General features: G+C 71.4%; 22 protein-coding genes. 13 read left to right on the top strand and 9 right to left on the bottom strand.

Annotated elements, in window-relative coordinates:
- Positions 1 to 217 precede the first annotated feature (217 nt).
- Both OHA91_RS14195 and OHA91_RS14200 read left to right on the top strand, forming a co-directional pair.
- Entirely contained in the window at positions 218 to 487 is a 270-nt protein-coding gene (locus tag OHA91_RS14195; protein ID WP_266498053.1) for a type II toxin-antitoxin system Phd/YefM family antitoxin, read from the top strand.
- Entirely contained in the window at positions 480 to 779 is a 300-nt protein-coding gene (locus OHA91_RS14200; RefSeq protein ID WP_266498054.1) for a type II toxin-antitoxin system RelE family toxin, read from the top strand. Before OHA91_RS14195 ends, OHA91_RS14200 begins: the two co-directional genes overlap by 8 nt.
- 39 nt (positions 780 to 818) lie before the next feature.
- Here OHA91_RS14200 and ychF read toward each other — a convergent pair whose 3' ends face one another.
- Positions 819 to 1907 carry a redox-regulated ATPase YchF gene (gene ychF, locus OHA91_RS14205; RefSeq protein ID WP_031153234.1) on the bottom strand — a complete coding sequence of 363 codons (1089 nt, stop codon included), beginning with the start codon at positions 1905 to 1907 and terminating at the stop codon, positions 819 to 821.
- A 213-nt stretch (positions 1908 to 2120) separates the two neighbouring features.
- Between ychF and OHA91_RS14210 the strand changes: the two genes are divergently transcribed.
- Positions 2121 to 2558, top strand: a complete 438-nt coding sequence (locus OHA91_RS14210; protein ID WP_381732854.1) for a DUF6542 domain-containing protein — start codon at positions 2121 to 2123, stop codon at positions 2556 to 2558.
- Between the two features lie 27 nt (positions 2559 to 2585).
- Here the strand turns inward: OHA91_RS14210 and ppgK are convergent, their stop codons facing one another.
- Both ppgK and OHA91_RS14220 read right to left on the bottom strand, forming a co-directional pair.
- Complete coding sequence (gene ppgK / locus OHA91_RS14215; protein ID WP_031153238.1) at positions 2586 to 3323, bottom strand: polyphosphate--glucose phosphotransferase; 738 nt, start codon at positions 3321 to 3323, stop codon at positions 2586 to 2588.
- 21 nt (positions 3324 to 3344) lie between these two features.
- Complete coding sequence (locus OHA91_RS14220; RefSeq protein WP_381626218.1) at positions 3345 to 4349, bottom strand: 4-hydroxy-3-methylbut-2-enyl diphosphate reductase; 1005 nt, start codon at positions 4347 to 4349, stop codon at positions 3345 to 3347.
- Between the two features lie 95 nt (positions 4350 to 4444).
- Here OHA91_RS14220 and OHA91_RS14225 point away from each other — a divergent pair, with 95 nt between their 5' ends.
- The 4 genes from OHA91_RS14225 (at position 4445) to OHA91_RS14240 (ending at position 8130) form a co-directional block, all read left to right on the top strand.
- A complete protein-coding gene (locus OHA91_RS14225; RefSeq protein ID WP_266498064.1) occupies positions 4445 to 5827 on the top strand; it encodes an APC family permease in 1383 nt (460 codons plus the stop codon).
- A gap of 33 nt (positions 5828 to 5860) precedes the next feature.
- The gene (xseA, locus tag OHA91_RS14230; RefSeq protein ID WP_328739304.1) at positions 5861 to 7165 is read left to right on the top strand and encodes an exodeoxyribonuclease VII large subunit; all 1305 of its coding nucleotides are present in this window, start codon (positions 5861 to 5863) and stop codon (positions 7163 to 7165) included.
- Positions 7166 to 7219: 54 nt separating this feature from the next.
- Complete coding sequence (locus OHA91_RS14235) at positions 7220 to 7438, top strand: exodeoxyribonuclease VII small subunit (RefSeq protein ID WP_328739305.1); 219 nt, start codon at positions 7220 to 7222, stop codon at positions 7436 to 7438.
- A gap of 98 nt (positions 7439 to 7536) precedes the next feature.
- The gene (locus tag OHA91_RS14240) at positions 7537 to 8130 is read left to right on the top strand and encodes a malonic semialdehyde reductase (RefSeq protein ID WP_031153248.1); all 594 of its coding nucleotides are present in this window, start codon (positions 7537 to 7539) and stop codon (positions 8128 to 8130) included.
- A gap of 282 nt (positions 8131 to 8412) precedes the next feature.
- On the opposite strand, the gene OHA91_RS14245 is transcribed toward OHA91_RS14240, so the two are convergent.
- Together OHA91_RS14245 and OHA91_RS14250 are read right to left on the bottom strand one after the other, a co-directional pair.
- Complete coding sequence (locus OHA91_RS14245) at positions 8413 to 8712, bottom strand: hypothetical protein (RefSeq protein ID WP_328739306.1); 300 nt, start codon at positions 8710 to 8712, stop codon at positions 8413 to 8415.
- Positions 8713 to 8772: 60 nt separating this feature from the next.
- On the bottom strand, positions 8773 to 9291 hold the full coding sequence (locus tag OHA91_RS14250) for a DUF4245 domain-containing protein (protein WP_266499838.1): 519 nt from the start codon (positions 9289 to 9291) through the stop codon (positions 8773 to 8775).
- Positions 9292 to 9540: 249 nt separating this feature from the next.
- Between OHA91_RS14250 and glpX the strand changes: the two genes are divergently transcribed.
- Positions 9541 to 10572: a class II fructose-bisphosphatase gene (gene glpX / locus OHA91_RS14255; protein WP_031153256.1), complete on the top strand. Its 1032-nt coding sequence runs from the start codon at positions 9541 to 9543 to the stop codon at positions 10570 to 10572.
- A gap of 216 nt (positions 10573 to 10788) precedes the next feature.
- On the opposite strand, the gene OHA91_RS14260 is transcribed toward glpX, so the two are convergent.
- Entirely contained in the window at positions 10789 to 11196 is a 408-nt protein-coding gene (locus tag OHA91_RS14260; protein WP_031153259.1) for a WhiB family transcriptional regulator, read from the bottom strand.
- Between the two features lie 157 nt (positions 11197 to 11353).
- Entirely contained in the window at positions 11354 to 12013 is a 660-nt protein-coding gene (locus tag OHA91_RS14265) for a DUF1707 SHOCT-like domain-containing protein (protein ID WP_031153261.1), read from the bottom strand.
- 157 nt (positions 12014 to 12170) lie between these two features.
- Here OHA91_RS14265 and OHA91_RS14270 point away from each other — a divergent pair, with 157 nt between their 5' ends.
- Both OHA91_RS14270 and OHA91_RS14275 read left to right on the top strand, forming a co-directional pair.
- Positions 12171 to 13835 (top strand): fumarate hydratase, encoded by a 1665-nt coding sequence (locus OHA91_RS14270; protein ID WP_031153263.1) that lies wholly within the window; start codon positions 12171 to 12173, stop codon positions 13833 to 13835.
- Between the two features lie 142 nt (positions 13836 to 13977).
- A complete protein-coding gene (locus OHA91_RS14275) occupies positions 13978 to 14589 on the top strand; it encodes a hypothetical protein (protein WP_328739307.1) in 612 nt (203 codons plus the stop codon).
- On the opposite strand, the gene OHA91_RS14280 is transcribed toward OHA91_RS14275, so the two are convergent.
- Complete coding sequence (locus tag OHA91_RS14280; protein ID WP_328739308.1) at positions 14590 to 14946, bottom strand: hypothetical protein; 357 nt, start codon at positions 14944 to 14946, stop codon at positions 14590 to 14592. It lies immediately after the preceding gene.
- Between the two features lie 53 nt (positions 14947 to 14999).
- On the opposite strand from OHA91_RS14280, the gene OHA91_RS14285 reads away from it, so the two are divergent.
- A complete protein-coding gene (locus OHA91_RS14285) occupies positions 15000 to 15767 on the top strand; it encodes a glycerophosphodiester phosphodiesterase (protein WP_031153270.1) in 768 nt (255 codons plus the stop codon).
- Positions 15768 to 15868: 101 nt separating this feature from the next.
- Here OHA91_RS14285 and OHA91_RS14290 read toward each other — a convergent pair whose 3' ends face one another.
- A complete protein-coding gene (locus OHA91_RS14290; RefSeq protein ID WP_328739309.1) occupies positions 15869 to 17395 on the bottom strand; it encodes a ricin-type beta-trefoil lectin domain protein in 1527 nt (508 codons plus the stop codon).
- A gap of 108 nt (positions 17396 to 17503) precedes the next feature.
- On the opposite strand from OHA91_RS14290, the gene OHA91_RS14295 reads away from it, so the two are divergent.
- Positions 17504 to 18907, top strand: a complete 1404-nt coding sequence (locus tag OHA91_RS14295) for a class II fumarate hydratase (RefSeq protein WP_328739310.1) — start codon at positions 17504 to 17506, stop codon at positions 18905 to 18907.
- Positions 18908 to 19019: 112 nt separating this feature from the next.
- Positions 19020 to 19739 carry a cytidylyl-2-hydroxypropylphosphonate hydrolase gene (gene fomD / locus OHA91_RS14300; RefSeq protein ID WP_031153277.1) on the top strand — a complete coding sequence of 240 codons (720 nt, stop codon included), beginning with the start codon at positions 19020 to 19022 and terminating at the stop codon, positions 19737 to 19739.
- Positions 19740 to 19911 lie beyond the last annotated feature (172 nt).

The following is a 19911-nucleotide window of genomic DNA, read 5'->3' on the forward strand; positions in this document are numbered from 1 at the left end:
GCATGGGCATGCAGAAGGGGCGAACTCGACGAGTCCGGCCCCTTCTGACCTGCACGCTTGCGAAATCAGTCCATCGGCCGGGGGCGTGGCTCGTACGCGGGTGCCCCTGCACGCCGTAGGGCCGCGGGATCTCCGTCCCCGGAATCAGCCACCCAATCGGCGGCTCACCACGAGTGCACGCAACCCACGTTGTGTACACATGGCACACTCGGTAGGCATGACTCAGCCGCTGCACATAGAGTCCATTCGCGACGTACGCGCCCACTTGGCCGAAGTCGTCGAACGCGCCGACCGCGACGACGTGCCCACTGTCATCACCCGCCGCGGCAAGCAAGTCGCCGCCGTGGTCTCGATCGAGGTGCTGCGCAAGTACCAGGAGTGGGAAGAGCGCGAGATCAACCGCATCATCGACGAGCGCATGGCGAGCCCGGCCGCCGGCGTCCCGATCGAGGACGTGATGAGGGAGACCCTGGCGCGCAGTGAGTGACTACCGCACGGTGTTCCGACCCGAGGCCCAGGCCGAGCTGCGCAAGATCCCGCGCGACATGGCGCTTCGCATCCTGGCCAGACTGACAGAGCTGGAGAGCGACCCCTTCGGCTTCAACACCACGGCACTCGTATCCCAGCCTGAGCGCCGCCGCCTACGGGTCGGCGACTACCGTGTCGTCTACACGATCGACAACGGGGAGCTGGTGGTGTGGGTCGGACACCGCTCCACGGTCTACGACACCTGGCCGCTCCCGGTCCTGCGGACTGTTGCGGACAGCAGAAGGGCCTGACCTCCATCCTCGCAGGTCAGGCCGCATCTGGATACGCGATCAGACGTTGAAGCGGAACTCGACCACGTCGCCGTCCTGCATGACGTAGTCCTTGCCCTCCATGCGGGCCTTGCCCTTGGCGCGGGCCTCGGCCACCGAGCCGCAGTCGACCAGGTCCGCGAAGGAGATGACCTCGGCCTTGATGAAGCCGCGCTGGAAGTCGGTGTGGATCACACCGGCCGCCTCCGGGGCCGTGGCGCCCTGCTTGATGGTCCAGGCGCGGGTTTCCTTCGGGCCGGCCGTCAGGTAGGTCTGCAGGCCCAGCGTGGCGAAGCCGACGCGGCCGAGGGTGGCGAGGCCGGGCTCGTCCTGGCCGACCGACTGGAGGAGCTCGAGGGCCTCCTCGTCGTCCAGCTCGGAGAGGTCCTGCTCCAGCTTGGCGTTGAGGAAGATCGCCTCGGCCGGGGCGACCAGCGCCGACTGCTCCGCCTTGAAGGCGTCGTCCGTCAGCTCGTCCTCGTCCACGTTGAAGACGTACAGGAAGGGCTTCGTCGTGAGCAGGTGGAGTTCGTGGAGGAGGTCGCCCAGCTCCGTGCCCTTGGTGATGCCCTTGGAGAAGAGGGTGTCGCCCGCTTCGAGGATCTTCTTGGCCTCGACGACGGCCGCGAGGACCGCGACCTTCTCCTTCTGGAGGCGGGACTCCTTGGTCAGGCGCGGTTCGGCCTTCTCGATCGACTGGAGGTCGGCGAGGATCAGCTCGGTGTTGATCGTCTCGATGTCGTCCTTGGGCGAGACCTTGCCGTCGACGTGGACGACGTTCTCGTCCTTGAAGGCGCGGATGACCTGGCAGATGGCGTCCGACTCGCGGATGTTCGCGAGGAACTTGTTGCCCAGGCCCTCGCCCTCCGAGGCGCCGCGCACGATGCCCGCGATGTCGACGAAGTCGACCGTCGCCGGGAGGACGCGCTGCGAGCCGAAGATGCCCGCGAGGACGGCCAGGCGCGAGTCCGGGACGCCGACGACGCCGACGTTCGGCTCGATGGTGGCGAACGGGTAGTTGGCCGCCAGCACGTCGTTCTTGGTCAGGGCGTTGAACAGGGTCGACTTGCCGACATTCGGCAGGCCGACGATTCCGATCGTGAGCGACACGTTGGCGACTTCCCGTAGCTGGAGGGGGCGGCGGCCCGGGAGTGGGCCACCGGACAGTTTACTTTCCGATGAGTGGCGGTCGATGTACGCGTGTCCGGGCCCGGATCCGGGCGCCCTCCCGCCTAATTTGGTGGGGTGGAGCAATACAGGACGCGACCGGCCCCTCACCCGCAGCGACCCCCGGCCCAGCGCCGGGGCCCGCGGCCCCCGGGCGTGCCCGCCCAGGGCGGCGGCGCCCCGCGGCCCGCGCCCGCGCGCCGGATGCCCCGCCCCCGGCTGACCGGCCTGGGCGGCGGGCTCTTCGCGTGCACCTCCATGGTGCTCGTCGCCGGGATCTGCTGGCTGCTCTTCGGCTCCTCGCTGTTCGTCTACGGGCTGCTCTTCCCGCCCGTAGCGGCCGCCACCGCGCTCTGGGTCCGGCCGGCCGACCTGATCACCGCGCCGATCGGCGTCCCCATCGCCTTCGCCGCCGGGGTGTGGCCCATCTCGGGCGGCTCCGGCGGCTTCGGCGGACAGCTGATGGGGCTGGTCTCCGCGCTGTCCCTGCACGCCGGATGGCTGTACGCGGGGACGCTCGTGGCCGCCCTCATCGCGCTGGTGCGCAAGGCGGTGCTCATCGGCCGGCGCCGCGTCCCCCGCCGCGTCGCCTGACCGGTACGGCTCCCCTACCCAGCTCCTCTACCCCTTCGCCGCCATCGCCGCTCCGACGATGCCCGCGTTGTTCTGCAGCCGGGCCGGGAGGATCTCGGCGCGGACGCCCTCGATCAGGGGCAGGAACTTCTCCGGCTTGCGGCTGACGCCGCCGCCGATGACGAAGAGGTCCGGGGAGAAGAGCATCTCCACGTGCTGCATGTACTTGCTCAGCCGGTGCGCCCAGCGCTCCCAGGTGAGGTCCCCGTCCTCCTTGGCCTTCACCGACGCCCGCGTCTCCGCGTCGTGGCCCTTCAGCTCCAGGTGGCCCAGCTCCGTGTTCGGGACCAGCCGCCCGTCCGTGAAGAGGGCGCTCCCGATGCCCGTGCCCAGGGTGAGCAGGATGACCGTGCCGCCCCGCCCGCGCCCGGCCCCGTACGTCATCTCCGCGACGCCCGCCGCGTCCGCGTCGTTCAGCACCGTGACGGGCCGGCCGTCGAGCTCGCGCGCGAGCAGCGCCGCGGTGTCGACGCCGATCCAGGACTTGTCCATGTTGGCCGCCGTGCGGGTGACGCCCGCCGTGACCACGCCGGGGAAGGTCACCCCCACCGGGCCGTCCCAGTCGAAGTGGCGCACCACCTCGACGACACAGCCGGCCACCCCGTCGGGGGTGGCCGGCTGCGGTGTCAGCACCTTGTGGCGCTCCTGAGCCAGGTCGCCGCGCTCCAGGTCCACGGGAGCGCCCTTGATCCCTGATCCGCCGATGTCCACGCCGAAGATCTGCATGGACATACCGTACGAAACGAGTTACTTGTCGGCGACCAGTTCTGCGGCTTCGGCGCGCAGGTCGCGGCGGAGCTCCTTGGGCAGGGAGAAGGTGATGTGCTCCTCCGCCGTCTTGACGATCTCCACGTCCGCGTAGCCGCGCGCGGCGAGCCACTCCAGGACCTCCTCGACCAGGACCTCCGGCACCGAGGCGCCCGAGGTGAGGCCGACGGTGGCGACGCCCTCCAGCCAGGCCTCGTCGATCTCGCTCGCGAAGTCGACGAGGTACGCGGCCTTCGCGCCCGCGTCCTTGGCGACCTCGACCAGCCGGATCGAGTTCGAGGAGTTCTTCGAGCCGACGACGATGACCAGGTCGGAGTCGGCGCCCATCACCTTGACGGCGGCCTGGCGGTTCGAGGTGGCGTAGCAGATGTCGTCGCTCGGCGGCGAGACGAGCAGCGGGAACTTCGTCTTCAACGCGTCGACGGTCTCCATGGTCTCGTCGACCGACAGCGTGGTCTGCGAGAGCCAGACGACCTTCGACTCGTCGCGGACGGTGACCTTGTCCACGTCGTGCGGGCCGTCGACGATGGTGATGTGGTCGGGGGCCTCGCCGGAGGTGCCGATGACCTCCTCGTGGCCCTCGTGGCCGATGAGGAGGATGTCGAAGTCCTCGTTGGCGTACCGGATGGCTTCCTTGTGCACCTTGGTGACCAGCGGGCAGGTGGCGTCGATCGTCGCGAGCTTGCCGCGCGCCGCCTCGTCGTGCACGACCGGGGCCACGCCGTGCGCGGAGAACATCACGATGTTGCCCTCGGGCACCTCCTCCGTCCGCTCGACGAAGATGGCGCCCTTCCGCTCCAGCGTCTGGACGACGTACTTGTTGTGCACGATCTCGTGGCGGACGTACACCGGCGCCCCGTACTGCTCAAGGGCTTTCTCGACGGCGATCACGGCTCGGTCCACGCCCGCGCAGTAGCCGCGGGGCGCGGCGAGCAGGACACGGCGGGAAGCGGGAGCAGGGGCGGGAGCAGTCATAGCCTCCATCGTACGGGGGTCTCCAGCAGGCCGAACGTCGCCCGTTCGGCACAGACTGGCCGGGAGGTTCCGTAAGAACGTCCCACCCGTCACCCGGAGGACTGATGGCGTCCGCTACGGATTCCGGCAGGGCCCCGGCGCCCGCGGCACTGCGGCGGAGTCTCGGCTTCCGAGATCTGGTCGTCTACGGGCTGCTCTTCATCGCCCCGATGGCCCCGGTCGGGGTCTTCGGCACGCTCGACGCCAGGTCGCACGGCGCCGTCGCCCTGGTCTACCTCGTGGCGACCGTCGCGATGGCCTTCACGGCCTTCTCCTACGCGCAGATGGTGCGGGTGGCCCCGCAGGCCGGTTCGGTCTTCACCTACGCCCGCAAGGGCCTGGGCGAGGGGCCGGGGCTGATCGCCGGGTGGATGGCGATGCTGGACTACCTGCTGATCCCGGCGGTCGCGTACCTCTTCTCCGGGATCGCGATGAACGCGCTGGTGCCGGAGGTCTCCCGGTGGGTGTGGACGGCCCTGGCCGTCGTGGTGACCACCGCGCTCAACCTGTGGGGCGTACGGGCGGCCGCGCGGGTGGGGTTCGCCGTGCTGGTCATGGAGGTGCTGGTCCTGCTGGTCTTCGTGGTGGCCGCGGCGGTCGTGCTGGTCCAGGACGGCCCCCGGCGCGGCTGGCTCTCGCCGCTGACCGGAGACGGCTCGCTGGGCTTCAGCACGGCCGCGGTGCTGGGCGCGGTGTCGGTGGCGGTCCTGTCCTACCTCGGCTTCGACGCCATCGCCTCCTTCGCCGAGGAGGTGACGGGCGGATCGGAGCGCGTGGCGCGGGCGCTGCTGTTCTGCCTTGCGCTGGCCGGGACGCTGTTCGTCGTCCAGAGCTACCTGGCGGCGCTGCTGATGCCGGTGTCCGCGGCGGAGCTGGCGGCGGATCCGGTGCAGCAGGGCCCGGCCTTCTACACCGCGGCGGAGGCCTCGGTCGGCTTCTGGCTGCACGACCTGGTGGCGATCAGCAAGGCGGTCGGGGCGGCCTTCGCCGCCCTGGCGGGGCAGGCGGCGGCCGGCCGGCTGGTGTTCGCCATGGCCCGGGAGCGGCGGCTGCCGCGGGCGCTGGCGCGGACCTCGGACGGCACCCCGCGGGCCGCCCTGCTGGTGGCGGCGACCGTGACGCTGGTCGCCGCGGTGTGGGCGGCCCGGCGCGACGACGGGCTCGACCACCTGGTGTCGGTGGTGGACGTCGGGGCGCTGGTGGCCTTCACCCTGTTGCACGCCTCGGTGGTGGGCTGGTTCGTGGTCCGGCGCCGGGAGGGGCCGCCGAACTGGTGGAAGCACCTGGTCGTCCCGGTGCTCGGGGCGGCGGTGACCGTCACCGTGATCGTCGAGGCGTCCCGGACGGCTCAGCTGGTGGGTGCGGTGTGGCTGGCGGTGGGCCTGGCGGTGCTCTTCGTCCAGCGCGGACGCCGGGACCTGCCCGGCGACACCGGCGCCGGGGCCTGACACACTGTCGGCGGCGCCGGATAGCCTGCGCACATGGGTCTGAATACGTCGGCCGAGGCGCCGCTGCCGGTGGGCCAGGTGTCCCGGCTCATCGGGGGCTGGATCGAGCGCCTGGGCCAGGTGTGGGTGGAGGGGCAGATCACGCAGCTCTCGCGGCGGCCGGGAGCGGGGGTGGTCTTCCTGACGCTGCGCGACCCCTCGCACGACATCTCGGTCAGCGTGACCTGCTTCCGCCAGGTCTACGACGAGGTCGCGGACGTCGTCTCGGAGGGCGCGCGGGTCGTGCTGCTGGCCAAGCCCGAGTGGTACGCCCCGCGCGGGCAGCTGTCCCTGCGGGCGACGGAGATAAGGCCGGTGGGCATCGGCGAGCTGCTGGCCCGGCTGGAGCGGCTCAAGCGCTCCCTGGCCGCCGAGGGCCTCTTCGCGCTGGAGCGCAAGAAGCCGCTGCCCTTCCTGCCGCAGCTGATCGGGCTGGTGGTCGGGCGGGCCTCGGCGGCCGAGCGCGACGTGCTGGAGAACGCCCGGCGCCGCTGGCCGGCGGTCCGCTTCGAGGTGCGCAACGTCGCCGTGCAGGGCGTGCACGCCGTGCCGCAGGTGGTCCGGGCGGTCAAGGAGCTCGACGCCCTGGACGAGGTCGACGTGATCATCGTGGCGCGCGGCGGCGGCAGCGTGGAGGACCTGCTGCCCTTCTCCGACGAGGAGGTCGTACGGGCGGTGGCCGCGGCCCGCACCCCGGTGGTGTCGGCGATCGGCCACGAGCCGGACTCCCCGCTGCTGGACCTGGTCGCCGACCTGAGGGCGTCCACGCCCACGGACGCGGCGAAGAAGGTGGTCCCGGACGTCGGCGAGGAGCTGGAGCGGGTACGGCAGTTGCAGGGCCGGGGGCTGCGCGCGGTGAACTCCCTGCTCGACCGGGAGGAGCGGGGGCTCGCCCACGCCCTGGGCCGGCCGGTCTTCGTCCATCCGCAGCGCATGGTGGAGATGCGGGAGGACGAGGTGGACGCTCTGCTGGCGCGCAGCAGGCGCACGCTGGGGCACCTGCTGGACCGGGCCGACTCGGAGCTCGCCCACACGCTGGCCCGGGTGGTGGCGCTGTCGCCGGCCGCGACGCTGGAGCGCGGGTACGCCGTACTGCAGCGGGCGGACGGTCACGTGGTGCGCTCGCCGCAGGAGGTGTCGGCGCGGGAGGTGCTGCGCGCCAGGGTCGCGGAGGGCACGTTCTCCGTGGAGGTCTCCCCGCCGGACGCGGCGGAGGAGGCGGAGGAGGCGGAGGAGGCGGAGGAGGCGGCGGGGGCGGAGGAGGCCGACGCCTCGGACACGGCCGAGGCTTCGCAGTAGCGCCACACGGCCGCAATCACGCGGTCGCACGACACACAGAGGATGGATACGGGAATGACAGAGGCCGGAACGGCGCTGGGGTACGAGCAGGCGCGCGACGAGCTCATCGAGGTCGTCCGCAAGCTGGAGGCCGGCGGGACCTCGCTGGAGGACTCCCTCGCGCTCTGGGAGCGCGGTGAGGAGCTGGCGAAGGTGTGCCGGCACTGGCTGGAGGGGGCCCGGGCCCGGCTGGACTCGGCGCTGGCCGCGCGCGAGGCCGCCGAGGGGGAGTGATCCCGGCCACGGCCACGGCAGTTTAGTTGAAAATTCATCTACTTCGGCCGTAGAGTCATGGGCATCGCTTCACCTCCGTACGGAAGAAGGCTTTCCCGATGTCTCTCGTTCTCGACCCCGCCGCTCAGGACCTGCTGTTCCGCGAGGCCCGCACCGCCAACGCGTTCTCCGAGGAGCCGGTCACCGAGGAGCAGGTCCAGGCGATCTACGACCTGGTGAAGTTCGGCCCGACCGCCTTCAACCAGACCCCGCTGCGCATCACCCTGGTCCGCTCCCCCGAGGCCCGCGAGCGCCTGGTGAAGCACATGGCCACGGGCAACGACGCCAAGACCGCGACCGCCCCGCTGGTCGCGATCCTCTCGGCGGACAACGAGTTCCACGAGGAGCTCCCGCAGCTGCTTCCGCACTTCCCGCAGGCCAAGGACGCGTTCTTCTCCGAGCGCCCGGTCCGCGAGCAGTCCGCGCTGCTGAACTCCGCGCTGCAGGCCGCGTACTTCATCATCGGCATCCGCGCCGCCGGTCTGGCCGCGGGCCCGATGACCGGCGCCGACTTCGCCGGCATCCAGAAGGAGTTCCTGGACGCCGACCACACCCCGATCATGGTCATCAACATCGGCAAGCCGGCCGCCGAGGGCGCCTGGTTCGACCGCTCCCCGCGCCTGGCCTTCGACGAGGTCATCACCACCGTCTGAGCGCCACAGCAGGCACGCGAAACGGGCCGTGGCCCCCGGATCACCGGGGGCCACGGCCCTTCGCGCACGTCCGTCCCGGCGGGAAGGGCGGGCGGCGGGCGTGGGACGGCCGCGGGGGGGGGGGCGCCGGTGCTGCCCACCCTCGTCGTCCATGGATGCAGCACCTTCCACGCACTCTTCTCCGCCACCTGCTTCCACCCTGGTCGGGCTGTGGTGGAACGTCGTCCAGAGCCACCACGACCGGATGCGCGACCCCGCCCTGCGGCGCGTCGTCGGCGGGATCTACCCGTCGTTCCTGCTGCCCGCCCTGATGGGCCTGTTCCCCAGATCGGCGGCACCGAGCAGCCGCAGGTCCGGCGGGCGGCCTTCGTCGTCCTCGCGGTGTTCGGCTGCGTCTGCACGCTGCGGCTGCCGGCCCGGGCGCGCGGCGACCGGTTCCTGATCTGGCAGCGGGCCGCGGCCGCGCTGCTCCACGCCCTGATCGCGGTGATCGGCGCCTTCCCCGAACTCGCCGAACCGTTCGGATTGCGGCCGATCCGGGCCGAGGCGCTGATGCTGATCGGCCTGATCATGCTGGGGCACGCCCCGGTCTGGCGGTTCATGGCCGGCGAGGGCCGCGCCGCCGAGGACCAGGAGGCGTCCCTAGCGGCCCTGCTTGAACTCCAGCGCCGCCGCCAGCGTGCCGAGCTGCTCGAAGGAGGCGGTGCCGGTCACCACCGTGACGTAGCCCTGCTCACGCCGCACGAGGGCGTCGTACTTCTCGCCGTCCCAGCGCTCCCAGGCCGTGTCGCCGACCTGCTGCGTCTGCCCGGAGGCCGTGGCCTTGTGGGTGACCCGCTCCAGGTACTTCACGGAGGTGTCGGTGGACTGCTCGACCGCCGCGTACTGCTGCTCCGGGTCGAGGAAGCCCAGGTGCCAGGCGTCGGCCTTCTTGCGCTCGTACGTCACCGAGGTCGCGCGCCACTGCTCCGGGAGGCCCACGGGGGCGGCCACCGGGTACGGGGCCGCGCGCCGGGCCGTGATGGTCTCCACCCGGTAGTCCACCGTGCGCGTGGGATCGGCCTTGTCGTCATGCGGGACGAAGAGGTAGATCCCGGCGACGACGACGCCGATCACCGCCAGCGACCGGACCATGTCCCAGATCGTCTGCTTGCCTTTCATACCTGCCACGGCACCATCGTCCCGCATCAGCGGGGGGCGATCACCGCCGGGGTCGCGCGGGCGCGGCGCGCGGCGCAACCTGGACTCGCCCCACCCGGTCCCCGCACGGGACGCAAGGCGTCCGCTCAGGACAATCGAATGACCGATATTCCGCTCATACGTGACCCGCCCTGCTCAATATGTCGACGTACCGATAGAGTTCCAGCACCCTCACTTCCCGGCCGTCGCCGTACAGAAAGGTGCGCTCCGATGACCGAGCACAACCTGCCGCCCCAGCTCGAAGTCTCTCCGGAGGCCCCCGACCGCAACCTCGCGCTCGAACTCGTACGGGTCACCGAGGCGGCCGCCATGGCCGCCGGCCGGTGGGTCGGCCGCGGCGACAAGATCGGCGCGGACGGCGCCGCGGTCAACGCGATGAGGACCCTGATCTCCACCGTCTCGATGAACGGCGTCGTCGTCATCGGCGAGGGCGAGAAGGACGAAGCCCCGATGCTCTTCAACGGGGAGCAGGTCGGCGACGGCACGGGTGCCGAGGTCGACATCGCCGTCGACCCGATCGACGGCACCACCCTGAACGCCAAGGGCATGCCGAACGCCATCGCCGTCCTGGCGGCCGCCGACCGCGGCACGATGTTCGACCCGTCCGCCGTGTTCTACATGGACAAGCTGGTCACCGGCCCCGAGGCCGCCGACTTCGTCGACATCAACGCCCCGGTCTCGGTGAACATCCGCCGGGTCGCCAAGGCCAAGGGCATGCACGCCGAGGACGTCACGGTCGTCATCCTGGACCGCCCCCGCCACGAGGGCATCGTCCGGGAGATCCGCGAGACCGGCGCGCGCATCAAGTTCATCTCCGACGGCGATGTCGCCGGCTCCATCATGGCCGCCCGCGAGGGCACCGGCGTGGACCTGCTCCTGGGCATCGGCGGCACCCCCGAGGGCATCATCTCGGCCTGCGCGATCAAGTGCCTGGGCGGCGTGATCCAGGGCAAGCTGTGGCCGAAGGACGACGCCGAGCGCCAGAAGGCCCTCGACGCCGGCCACGACCTGGACCGCGTGCTCACCACGACCGACCTGGTCTCGGGCGAGAACGTCTTCTTCGTCGCCACCGGCATCACCGACGGCGAGCTGCTGCGCGGCGTGCACTACCGCTCGGAGACCGCGACGACGTCCTCGCTGGTCATGCGCTCCAAGTCCGGCACCATCCGGAAGATCGACTCCACGCACCGCCTGTCGAAGCTGCGCGCGTACAGCGCGATCGACTTCGACCGCGCCCAGTAAGCAGGCGGGGGCACAACGCGAGAGGGGCGGTCACCCTGTGCGGGGGTGACCGCCCCTCTCGCGTGTCCGCGTACGAGGCGTGGAGGGCATGGAGGGCGTGGGGGACGCCACGGGGCGTCCGCGGCTGTCCATGGCCGTCCATGGCCGTCGATGGCGTGCGACGCGGACCGCAGCCTGCCCGGTCGGCGACCGGCTCGGCCGGCAGCGGCGACCGGCTCAGCCCGCCGCGGCTATCGACCCCGCCCCCGGGGCCTGCCGCAGCTCGGCGGAGCGGCGCCGCATCCGGGCCAGCACCACCCGGCGCTCGGCCGCGGTGAGACCGCCCCAGACCCCGTACGGCTCGGGCTGGAGCAGCGCGTGCTCGCGGCAGGCGACCATCACCGGGCAGCGGGCGCAGACGCGCTTCGCGGCCTCCTCGCGGGAGAGCCGGGCGGCGGTGGGCTCCTTGGACGGCGCGAAGAACAGTCCCGCCTCGTCGCGGCGGCACACCGCCTCCGCGTGCCAGGGGCCGTCCTCGGCCCTGGCCGGCACCCGCGGCTGCGGCACGGCCGATGGGCGTGCCGCAGGACCCTGAAGGCTCTTCACGGCGGCTACCTGCAGGGACTGATGCGGCGGATGCGGCACGGTCTACTCCTGACGACGTATACGTGAGCGAGAGACGACGCACCTGTCCCTACCCGCTGTACGCGCCCCTATGCACTGGGTGCCACGGGGCACCCGGGGTTCGTCCGAAACGAGACCCTCCGCATCCGGATGGACCGCCGTCCGTCTCGGCGCCGTCTCAGCCGTCGAGGTGCTTGCGCAGCTTGCGCGCCAGGTCGACCAAGCGGGCGCCCAGCTTGGGCCGCGCCTCGATGTTGCCGAGCAGGGAGAAGCCCCGGACGATCACCACCGGCGCCTGCGGGTCGGTCTCGCCGCGGCCCTCGCCGCGCACCTCGAAGTTGCCGAGGACCCCGCTGCCGTAGCCGCGCAGGGTGACGTTCTCCGGGACCAGGACCTCGACGTTGCCGAGGACGCAGGTCACGTTGATCTCGGTGACCTGCTGCTCGAAGACCGCCTGGGTGAGGTCGATGGTGATGTCACCCATGACCGAGACCGCGCGGGTGTGTGCGCCCGGCCGCCAGCGGCCCTTGCGGCTGGAGCTGCTGCACACGGCGACGATGGTCTCGGCGGCCGGTCCGGTGGCGGCACCCGCGTACGCGGACGCGGGCGGGGTGTGGACGCCGCCGGGCGCGGGCAGATCCCGTACGAGCTGTTCCAGCTCGCCGACGGTCTTGACCGCGTACAGCGTGTCCAGGCGCTCGGAATGCTCCTCGGCGGTCAGCCTGCCTTCGGCGAGGGCGTCGCCGAGGATCTGCGCGATCCGGTCCCGGTCGGCGTCGGAAGCGCGCAGAGCGGCAGGGCCGGGCGCGGGGGCGGCGGGGTGCTTTTCCAGGTCCACGACGCCAGCATAGCGAGACACGATAGATCGCGATACTACCGAGTCCAGCCGACTGAGCCCTACCTCACAAACACACGCCGGGCGGGAGGTTCTACGCTGGTGGACTGCGCTGCCAATTTGGTCGTCAGTGCTGTCTGCCGAGTGAGGAATGGCCCCAATGCCGGAGTTCGCGTACACCGACCTGCTGCCCCTGGGTGAGGACACCACCCCCTACCGGCTGGTGACCGCCGAGGGCGTGTCCACCTTCGAGGCTGACGGCCGTACGTTCCTCAAGGTCGAGCCGGAGGCGCTGCGCAAGCTCGCCGAGGAGGCCATCCACGACATCCAGCACTTCCTGCGCCCCGCGCACCTCGCGCAGCTGCGCCGCATCATCGACGACCCGGAAGCCTCGTCGAACGACAAGTTCGTCGCGCTCGACCTCCTCAAGAACGCGAACATCGCCGCGGCCGGCGTCCTGCCGATGTGCCAGGACACGGGTACGGCGATCGTCATGGGCAAGCGCGGCCAGAACGTGCTGACCGAAGGCGGCGACGAGGCGGCGCTCTCGCGCGGCATCTACGACGCCTACACCCGCCTGAACCTGCGCTACTCGCAGATGGCCCCCCTCACCATGTGGGAGGAGAAGAACACCGGCTCGAACCTGCCCGCGCAGATCGAGCTGTACGCGACCGACGGCGGCGCCTACAAGTTCCTCTTCATGGCCAAGGGCGGCGGCTCGGCCAACAAGTCCTTCCTCTACCAGGAGACCAAGGCGGTCCTCAACGAGGCCTCCATGATGAAGTTCCTGGAGGAGAAGATCCGCTCGCTCGGTACGGCGGCCTGCCCGCCCTACCACCTGGCGATCGTGGTCGGCGGCACCTCCGCCGAGCACGCGCTCAAGACCGCCAAGTACGCCTCCGCGCACTACCTGGACGAGCTGCCCCGCGAGGGTTCGCCGCTGGGCCACGGCTTCCGCGACGAGGCCCTGGAGCAGCAGGTCTTCGAGCTGACGCAGAAGATCGGCATCGGCGCGCAGTTCGGCGGCAAGTACTTCTGCCACGACGTCCGCGTCGTGCGCCTGCCCCGCCACGGCGCCTCCCTGCCCGTCGCGATCGCCGTGTCCTGCTCGGCGGACCGCCAGGCCACCGCGAAGATCACCGCCGAGGGCGTCTTCCTGGAGCAGCTGGAGCGGGACCCGGCGCGCTTCCTGCCGGAGACCACGGACGAGCACCTGTCCGAGTCCTCGGACGTCGTCTCCATCGACCTGAACCAGCCGATGGACGACATCCTGGCGACCCTGACGAAGCACCCGGTCAAGACCCGTCTGTCGCTGACCGGCCCGCTGGTCGTGGCGCGCGACATCGCGCACGCCAAGATCAAGGAACTGCTGGACTCGGGCGCGGAGATGCCGCAGTACCTGAAGGACCACCCGGTCTACTACGCCGGCCCCGCGAAGACCCCCGAGGGCTACGCGTCGGGCTCCTTCGGCCCGACCACGGCCGGCCGCATGGACTCCTACGTCGAGCAGTTCCAGGCGGCGGGCGGCTCGAAGGTCATGCTGGCCAAGGGCAACCGCTCCCAGCAGGTGACGGACGCGTGCGCCGCGCACGGCGGCTTCTACCTGGGCTCGATCGGCGGCCCCGCGGCCCGCCTGGCCCAGGACTGCATCAAGAAGGTCGAGGTCCTGGAGTACGAGGAGCTCGGCATGGAGGCCGTCTGGAAGATCGAGGTCGAGGACTTCCCGGCCTTCATCGTGGTCGACGACAAGGGCAACGACTTCTTCCAGAACCCGGCCCCCGAGCCGACGTTCACCCACATCCCGGTCCGCGGCCCGGGCCTGTAGCAGCGCTCTTGCGACGAGGGGCCCTCTGCCGAACGGCAGAGGGCCCCTCGGGTGTTTCCGCCGATCGGCAGATGGAGCCGGGGGCGCCGGACGGCGAGGCTCTTCCCGTACCCGATCAGCCTTTGGAACACGGGAGTTCACGATGAAGAACCGCACGCGCGCCCTGGCCGTCGCCGGATCCGCCGCCCTGCTGGGCACCCTGATGGCGGCCGCCCCCGCCCCGGCGGCCCCGGCCGCGCCGAAGATCGCCTCGGTGCACGGGGGCGGCACGGTGCACTACCCGTACGTACCCGCCTCGCACGACATCCGCTTCACGGTCGACGCCGAGTCGGTGCCGTTCAGCAGGCCCCTGAAGGCCGAGAACCTGGAGCAGGGCCTGCCGACGGACGCGCGCGGCCGGGTGACCGTCTACCACGCGATGCCGGACGAGAACGTCACCGCCGTCGCCGAGGCCGAGGTGGACTGCTTGGTGACGGGCGGCAGGACGGCGACGGTCACCGCGGTGGTCAGGAGCTCGAACGTCGGCTGGGAGGGCAGGCGGATCGGCCTCAGCATCCAGGACGGCGAGCGCGGCGCGCCCGACCGCGTGGGCTTCTCGTGGGGCATCGTGAACGTGGACGCGAAGCCCGACGGCTCGGTCGCCCAACCGACGGTGGGCACCTGCATGGCCCCGGCGCCCTTCACCGAGGTCACCAAGGGCGGCTTCAAGGTCACCCCGGCCCCGCTGGCCCCCCGGCCGAAGCCGCAGCCGTAGTCACGGCGCCGGGTCCGTCAGGTACCGGGCCTCAACGGGGGTGGCCCGGTACCCCTCCGCCCGCGCGGCGACGACCTCGGCGATGCTCAGTCCGTACAGCCGGCGCAGCAGCGCGATCGGCACTCCGCCGGGCCCGCCGACGGGCAGGTGGACGGTGCCTTCGCGGGCGAGGATGCGCTCCCGGATCCAGGGCGGGGGGACGCCCCGGCCGCGGTCGCAGGCGTAGGTCCTGTACCGGGGGCAGTGGTCGTAGCCCTCCCAGCGCAGCTCGCCGTCCCGGACGAACTGCCACTCCTCCCGGACGCACTCCTCGCAGGGCTCGCAGTGTGCGACCAGGTACATCTGCTGTTCCGCCATCCGCGCAGGATGCGCTACCGGGGCGCCCCGCGCATGCGGATAACGTCGGGGGCATGACGCACACGCAGCTCCGTACCGACCGCGCCGTCCGGGTCGTCGCCCATCGCGGGGCCTCCCACGAGCACCCCGAGCACACCCTGGCCGCCTACCGGCAGGCCGTCGCGGACGGTGCCGACGCCCTCGAATGCGACGTACGGCTGACCGCCGACCACAAACTGGTCTGCGTGCACGACCGGCGGGTGGAGCGGACCTCCGACGGGCGCGGGGTGGTCTCGGAGATGACGTACGAGGAGCTGTCCGCCCTGGACTTCGGCAGGTGGAAGGGCGAGGAGCACCGCGGGGCGCAGGTGCTGCTCTTCGAGGACCTGCTGAAGGAGGCGCTTGCCGCCGACCGGCCCGTCGGGCTGGCCGTGGAGACCAAGCACCCCACGCGCGCCGGTGGCCGGCTGGAGGCGGAGCTCGTACGGGTCCTGAAGGACCACGGGCTGGCGGACGGCTCGGCGGGCCTGGTCGAGGTGATGAGCTTCTCGCGCAACGCCCTGATCAGGCTGAACCGGCTGGCGCCCGGCCTGCCCGCCGTCTATCTGATCGAGCGGCGGCTGCGGCCGGTCCGGCCGCCGTTCGCGGGGCATGCCGGGCCGGGCATCGACCTCGTGCGCAAGGATCCGGGGCTGGTGGGGCGGCTGAAGGCCAAGGGGCTGCGGGTGCGGGTGTGGACGGTCGACGAGCCGGAGGACGTGGAGCTGTGCGTGCGGCTCGGCGTGGACACCCTGATCACCAACCGGCCGCGCGAGGTGCGGGAGTACCTGGGCTCCCTGTGACCGGCACCGGTACGGGCACGGGCACGGGTACGGGTACGGGTACGGGAACACCCGGCCGGGGTGCGCCGGCCGGGCGTGGGGGGTCTGGCGGTGCGGGGCGGTTATGCGAAGCGCTGGTTCGCGGATCCGTTGCAGCTCTGCAGGCGCAGCGGCTCGTGGGCGGCGGCCACGGTCAGGCACATGCCGGGGGCGGCGGCGGGCCGCAGGGTGGCGCCGTCGCGGACGAACTGCTGGTTGGCTCCGCCGTGGCAGTTCCAGATGATCAGGCCGGTGCCGGAGCCGTAGTTGGCGCCGGGGGTGTCGAGGCAGCGGTCCTGGGTCAGTTCGATGTGGACGGACTTGCGGGCGGTGTCGTACCACCAGCCCTGGTTGCGGCCGCTGTGGCAGTCCCAGCCCACGATCTTCGTCTCGTTGGCGCTGGAGCCGCCGAAGGAGTCGAGGCAGTTGCCGGTGGCCTCGTTCCTGAGCGGTTTGAACTTGTCGTCCCAGGCTCCGGCCTGGAGGACGGGCCTGCCGGTGCTCGCGGGATCGGCGCAGGAGGCCTCGCGCAGGCCCGAGTCGTAGAGCTGGGTCAGGCAGGACGCGAAGGCCCCGTGTCCGCGGTAGTTGGGGTGGAAGGACTGGCGGGCGGTGTTCTCGTCCCAGGGGAAGTGGTCCCCGAGGTCCAGGTAGAGCCCGCGGGCCCAGGTGTCCTCCATGCACACCTCGTGGCCGTGGAAGAGGCGCGAGTTGTCGAGGTAGATCGCGCCGGAGGCCAGGGCCGCGGCGCGCATGCCCTTCTCGAAGGTGGGTACCGCGTAGTTGCGGCCCCAGGTGGCGTCCGAGTCGTAGCCGGCGCAGCCGCCGGGCAGCTTCCCGGGGAAGTCCGGGTTGTCGTGGAAGTCGGGGCCGATGGGGCTGGGGTAGCCCATCACGACGAGCTTGTAGTCGGCGTCGGCGTAGCCGGCGTCGCGCATGACCGTCCTGAGGTCCGCGACCGTGGCCTCCACCTTGGGCCTCAGGCCGTCGACGCGGGCCTGCCAGCCGGGGGCGTACTTGGGCTCGCAGGTGCCCTGGCTGAGGATCCAGCGGGTGACGCAGTCGGTCATGACGGGGCCGAACTGCAGGTCGTCGTTGGCCCCCGCGACCAGCAGGACCATCTTGATCCTGGTGTTGCGGGCCTTGATGGCGAGGCTGTCGCTCTGCACCAGTTCGTCGGCGTACTGCTTGCTGCCGCCGATCCTGATGTTGCCGGTGTAGCCGCCGGAGCAGGCGACGTTGAAGGTGAGGTCGGCCGGGATGCCGGTGCGGTGGATCGCGGCATCGGGCGAGCGGTGGCACTGGTTGTTCGGCGTGTTGGTCGCCGGGTCGTAATGGCCGACGCCCTCGCCCGAGATCTCGCTGTCGCCCAGCGAGATCAGGCCGGTCTTGCGGTCGGCCTGCGGGCGCACGGCGGGGTCGCCGTAGATCTTGACGGCTTCGGCGGCGCGGATCGCCTCCAGCTCGGGCGAGAGGGGTGCGACGACCCCGGAGGTGGTGGCCGCCTGGGCCATGGGGGTGACGGCGGTGACACCCCCCAGGGCGGCCGCGAACGCCGCGACGGCGGCGAAGGTAGATCTGAGCATGGGTTTCGTGCGGGCACGTGCCATGGACGCCTCCCCGGACATCGGTGTTACCCCCGGTATTTACTGGTCAGTAGGGGAGTTGGGAACACCGCCGACAAGAGAATTGCTCAACTTTTTTAGGAGGCAGCAGACATGACAGATGATCAGCAGACCGACGGGTTCCGGACGGAACACGACTCCATGGGCGACGTACGGGTGCCGCTGCACGCCAAGTGGCGCGCGCAGACCCAGCGCGCCGTGGAGAACTTCCCCCTCTCGGGACAGCGGCTGGAGCGGGCCCACATCGGGGCCCTCGCCCGGATCAAGGCCGCGGCGGCCCTCGTGAACGCCCGCCTCGGCGTGGTGGACCAGGACGTCGCCGACGCGATCCGGTCCGCCGCCGCCGAGGTCGCCGACGGGCGCTGGGACGACCACTTCCCCGTGGACGTCTTCCAGACCGGGTCGGGGACCTCGTCCAACATGAACGCCAACGAGGTCATCGCCACCCTGGCCACCGAGCGCCTGGGCCGGGACGTGCACCCCAACGACCACGTCAACGCCTCGCAGAGCTCCAACGACGTCTTCCCGTCGTCCATCCACATCGCCGCCACCGCCGCCGTCGCGAACGAACTGGTCCCGGCGCTGGAGCACCTCGCCGCCGCGCTGGAGCGCAAGGCGGTCGAGTTCGACCGGGTGGTCAAGGCCGGCCGGACCCACCTGATGGACGCCACCCCGGTCACCCTCGGCCAGGAGTTCGGCGGCTACGCGGCCCAGATCCGCTACGGCGTCGAGCGGCTGCGCTCGTCCCTGCCCCGCCTCGCCGAACTCCCCCTGGGCGGGACCGCGGTGGGCACCGGCATCAACACCCCGCCCGGCTTCTCGGCCGCCGTGATCGCCGAGGTGGCGGTCGCCACCGGGCTGCCGCTGACGGAGGCGCGCAACCACTTCGAGGCCCAAGGTGCGCGGGACGCGCTGGTGGAGACCTCGGGAATGCTCCGCACGGTCGCCGTATCGCTCACCAAGATCTGCAACGACCTGCGCTGGATGGCCTCCGGTCCGCGGACCGGATTGGCCGAAATCAGCCTCCCTGACCTCCAGCCCGGCTCCTCGATCATGCCCGGGAAGGTCAATCCGGTGGTTCCGGAGGCCGTCCTGATGGTCGCCGCTCAGGTCATGGGCAACGACGCCACCGTCGCGGTGGCGGGTGCGGCCGGCAACTTCGAACTCAACGTGATGCTCCCCGTGATGGCCAGGAACCTCCTCGAATCGATCCGGCTGCTGGCCGGCGCGAGCCGCCTGCTGGCCGACCGCACGGTCGACGGGATCACCGCCGACGAGGCCCGGGCCAGGGAGTACGCCGAGTCCTCGCCCTCCGTGGTGACCCCGCTCAACCGCTACATCGGCTACGAGGAGGCCGCGAAGGTCGCCAAGAGGTCCCTCGCCGAGCGCAGGACGATCAGGGAGGTCGTCCTGGAGTCCGGCTACGTGGAGCGCGGCGACCTCACCCTGGAGCAGCTCGACGAGGCCCTGGACGTCCTGCGCATGACGCGTCCCTGACCGGTCGCCGCCACCCCGGGGGCGGGGGCCGGATCCGGTCGTTCACCGTCCCCGAACCGCTCCGTGACCTGCACCGCAGCGGGCGTACGGGCCCCCGCCCTAAGATCTGCGCATGACAGGTACCTTCAAGCCCGGGAGCGGCCGGGCGCCGGGCGCGCAGCCGGGTCCCGCGCGCGGCACGCGCTGGGCGCCCGGGGACCAGATCCTGTGGCGCTACCGCGACCACGCCCCGGGTCTGAAGGGCGCCGTGCACATCTGCCGCCCGGTGACCGTGGTGCAGGACACCGACGAGGTGCTCGCCGTCTGGATGGCCCCCGGCACCGAATGCGTCAAGCCGGTCCTCGCCGACGGCACCCCCGTCCACGAGGAACCGCTCGCCACCCGGTACACCGCGCCGCGCACGACCGTGCGCTCGCGCTGGTTCGGCGGCGGTGTCCTGAAACTGGCCCGTCCCGGGGACCCCTGGTCGGTCTGGCTGTTCTGGGGACCGGGCTGGACGTTCAAGAACTGGTACGTGAACCTGGAGGCGCCGCGGTCGAGATGGGCCGGTGGAGTGGATTCCGAGGACCACTTCCTGGACATCGCCGTCTACCCCGACCGCAGCTGGAAGTGGCTGGACGAGGACGAGTTCGCGCAGGCCCAGCGGTCCGGTCTGATGGGCCGTGAGCAGGCACGGCGGGTAAGGCAAGCAGGCCGTGCGGCGGTCGCGTTGATCGAGGAATGGGGTGCTCCGTTCTCGGCCGGCTGGCAGGAGTGGCGGCCGGATCCCGCCTGGAGGATTCCGGTCCTGCCCGAGGACTGGGACCGCACCCCGACGCATATGACCTCATGAGACCCTTGATGCGCCCCCGGGGTTCAAACGTAGGATCGTCCTCCGCGAGGTCGCGCACGCGGGGCGGCGCGATCGGGCCGCACATCGACAAGTGTCTTTCTGTACACGGGATCTGACCGGAGGTCGGCACACGAGGAGAGGCGACGACGGGGCGGGGGGCCCGCCCGGGGAG

It is taken from the genome of Streptomyces erythrochromogenes (assembly GCF_036170895.1).
Taxonomy (GTDB): domain Bacteria; phylum Actinomycetota; class Actinomycetes; order Streptomycetales; family Streptomycetaceae; genus Streptomyces; species Streptomyces erythrochromogenes.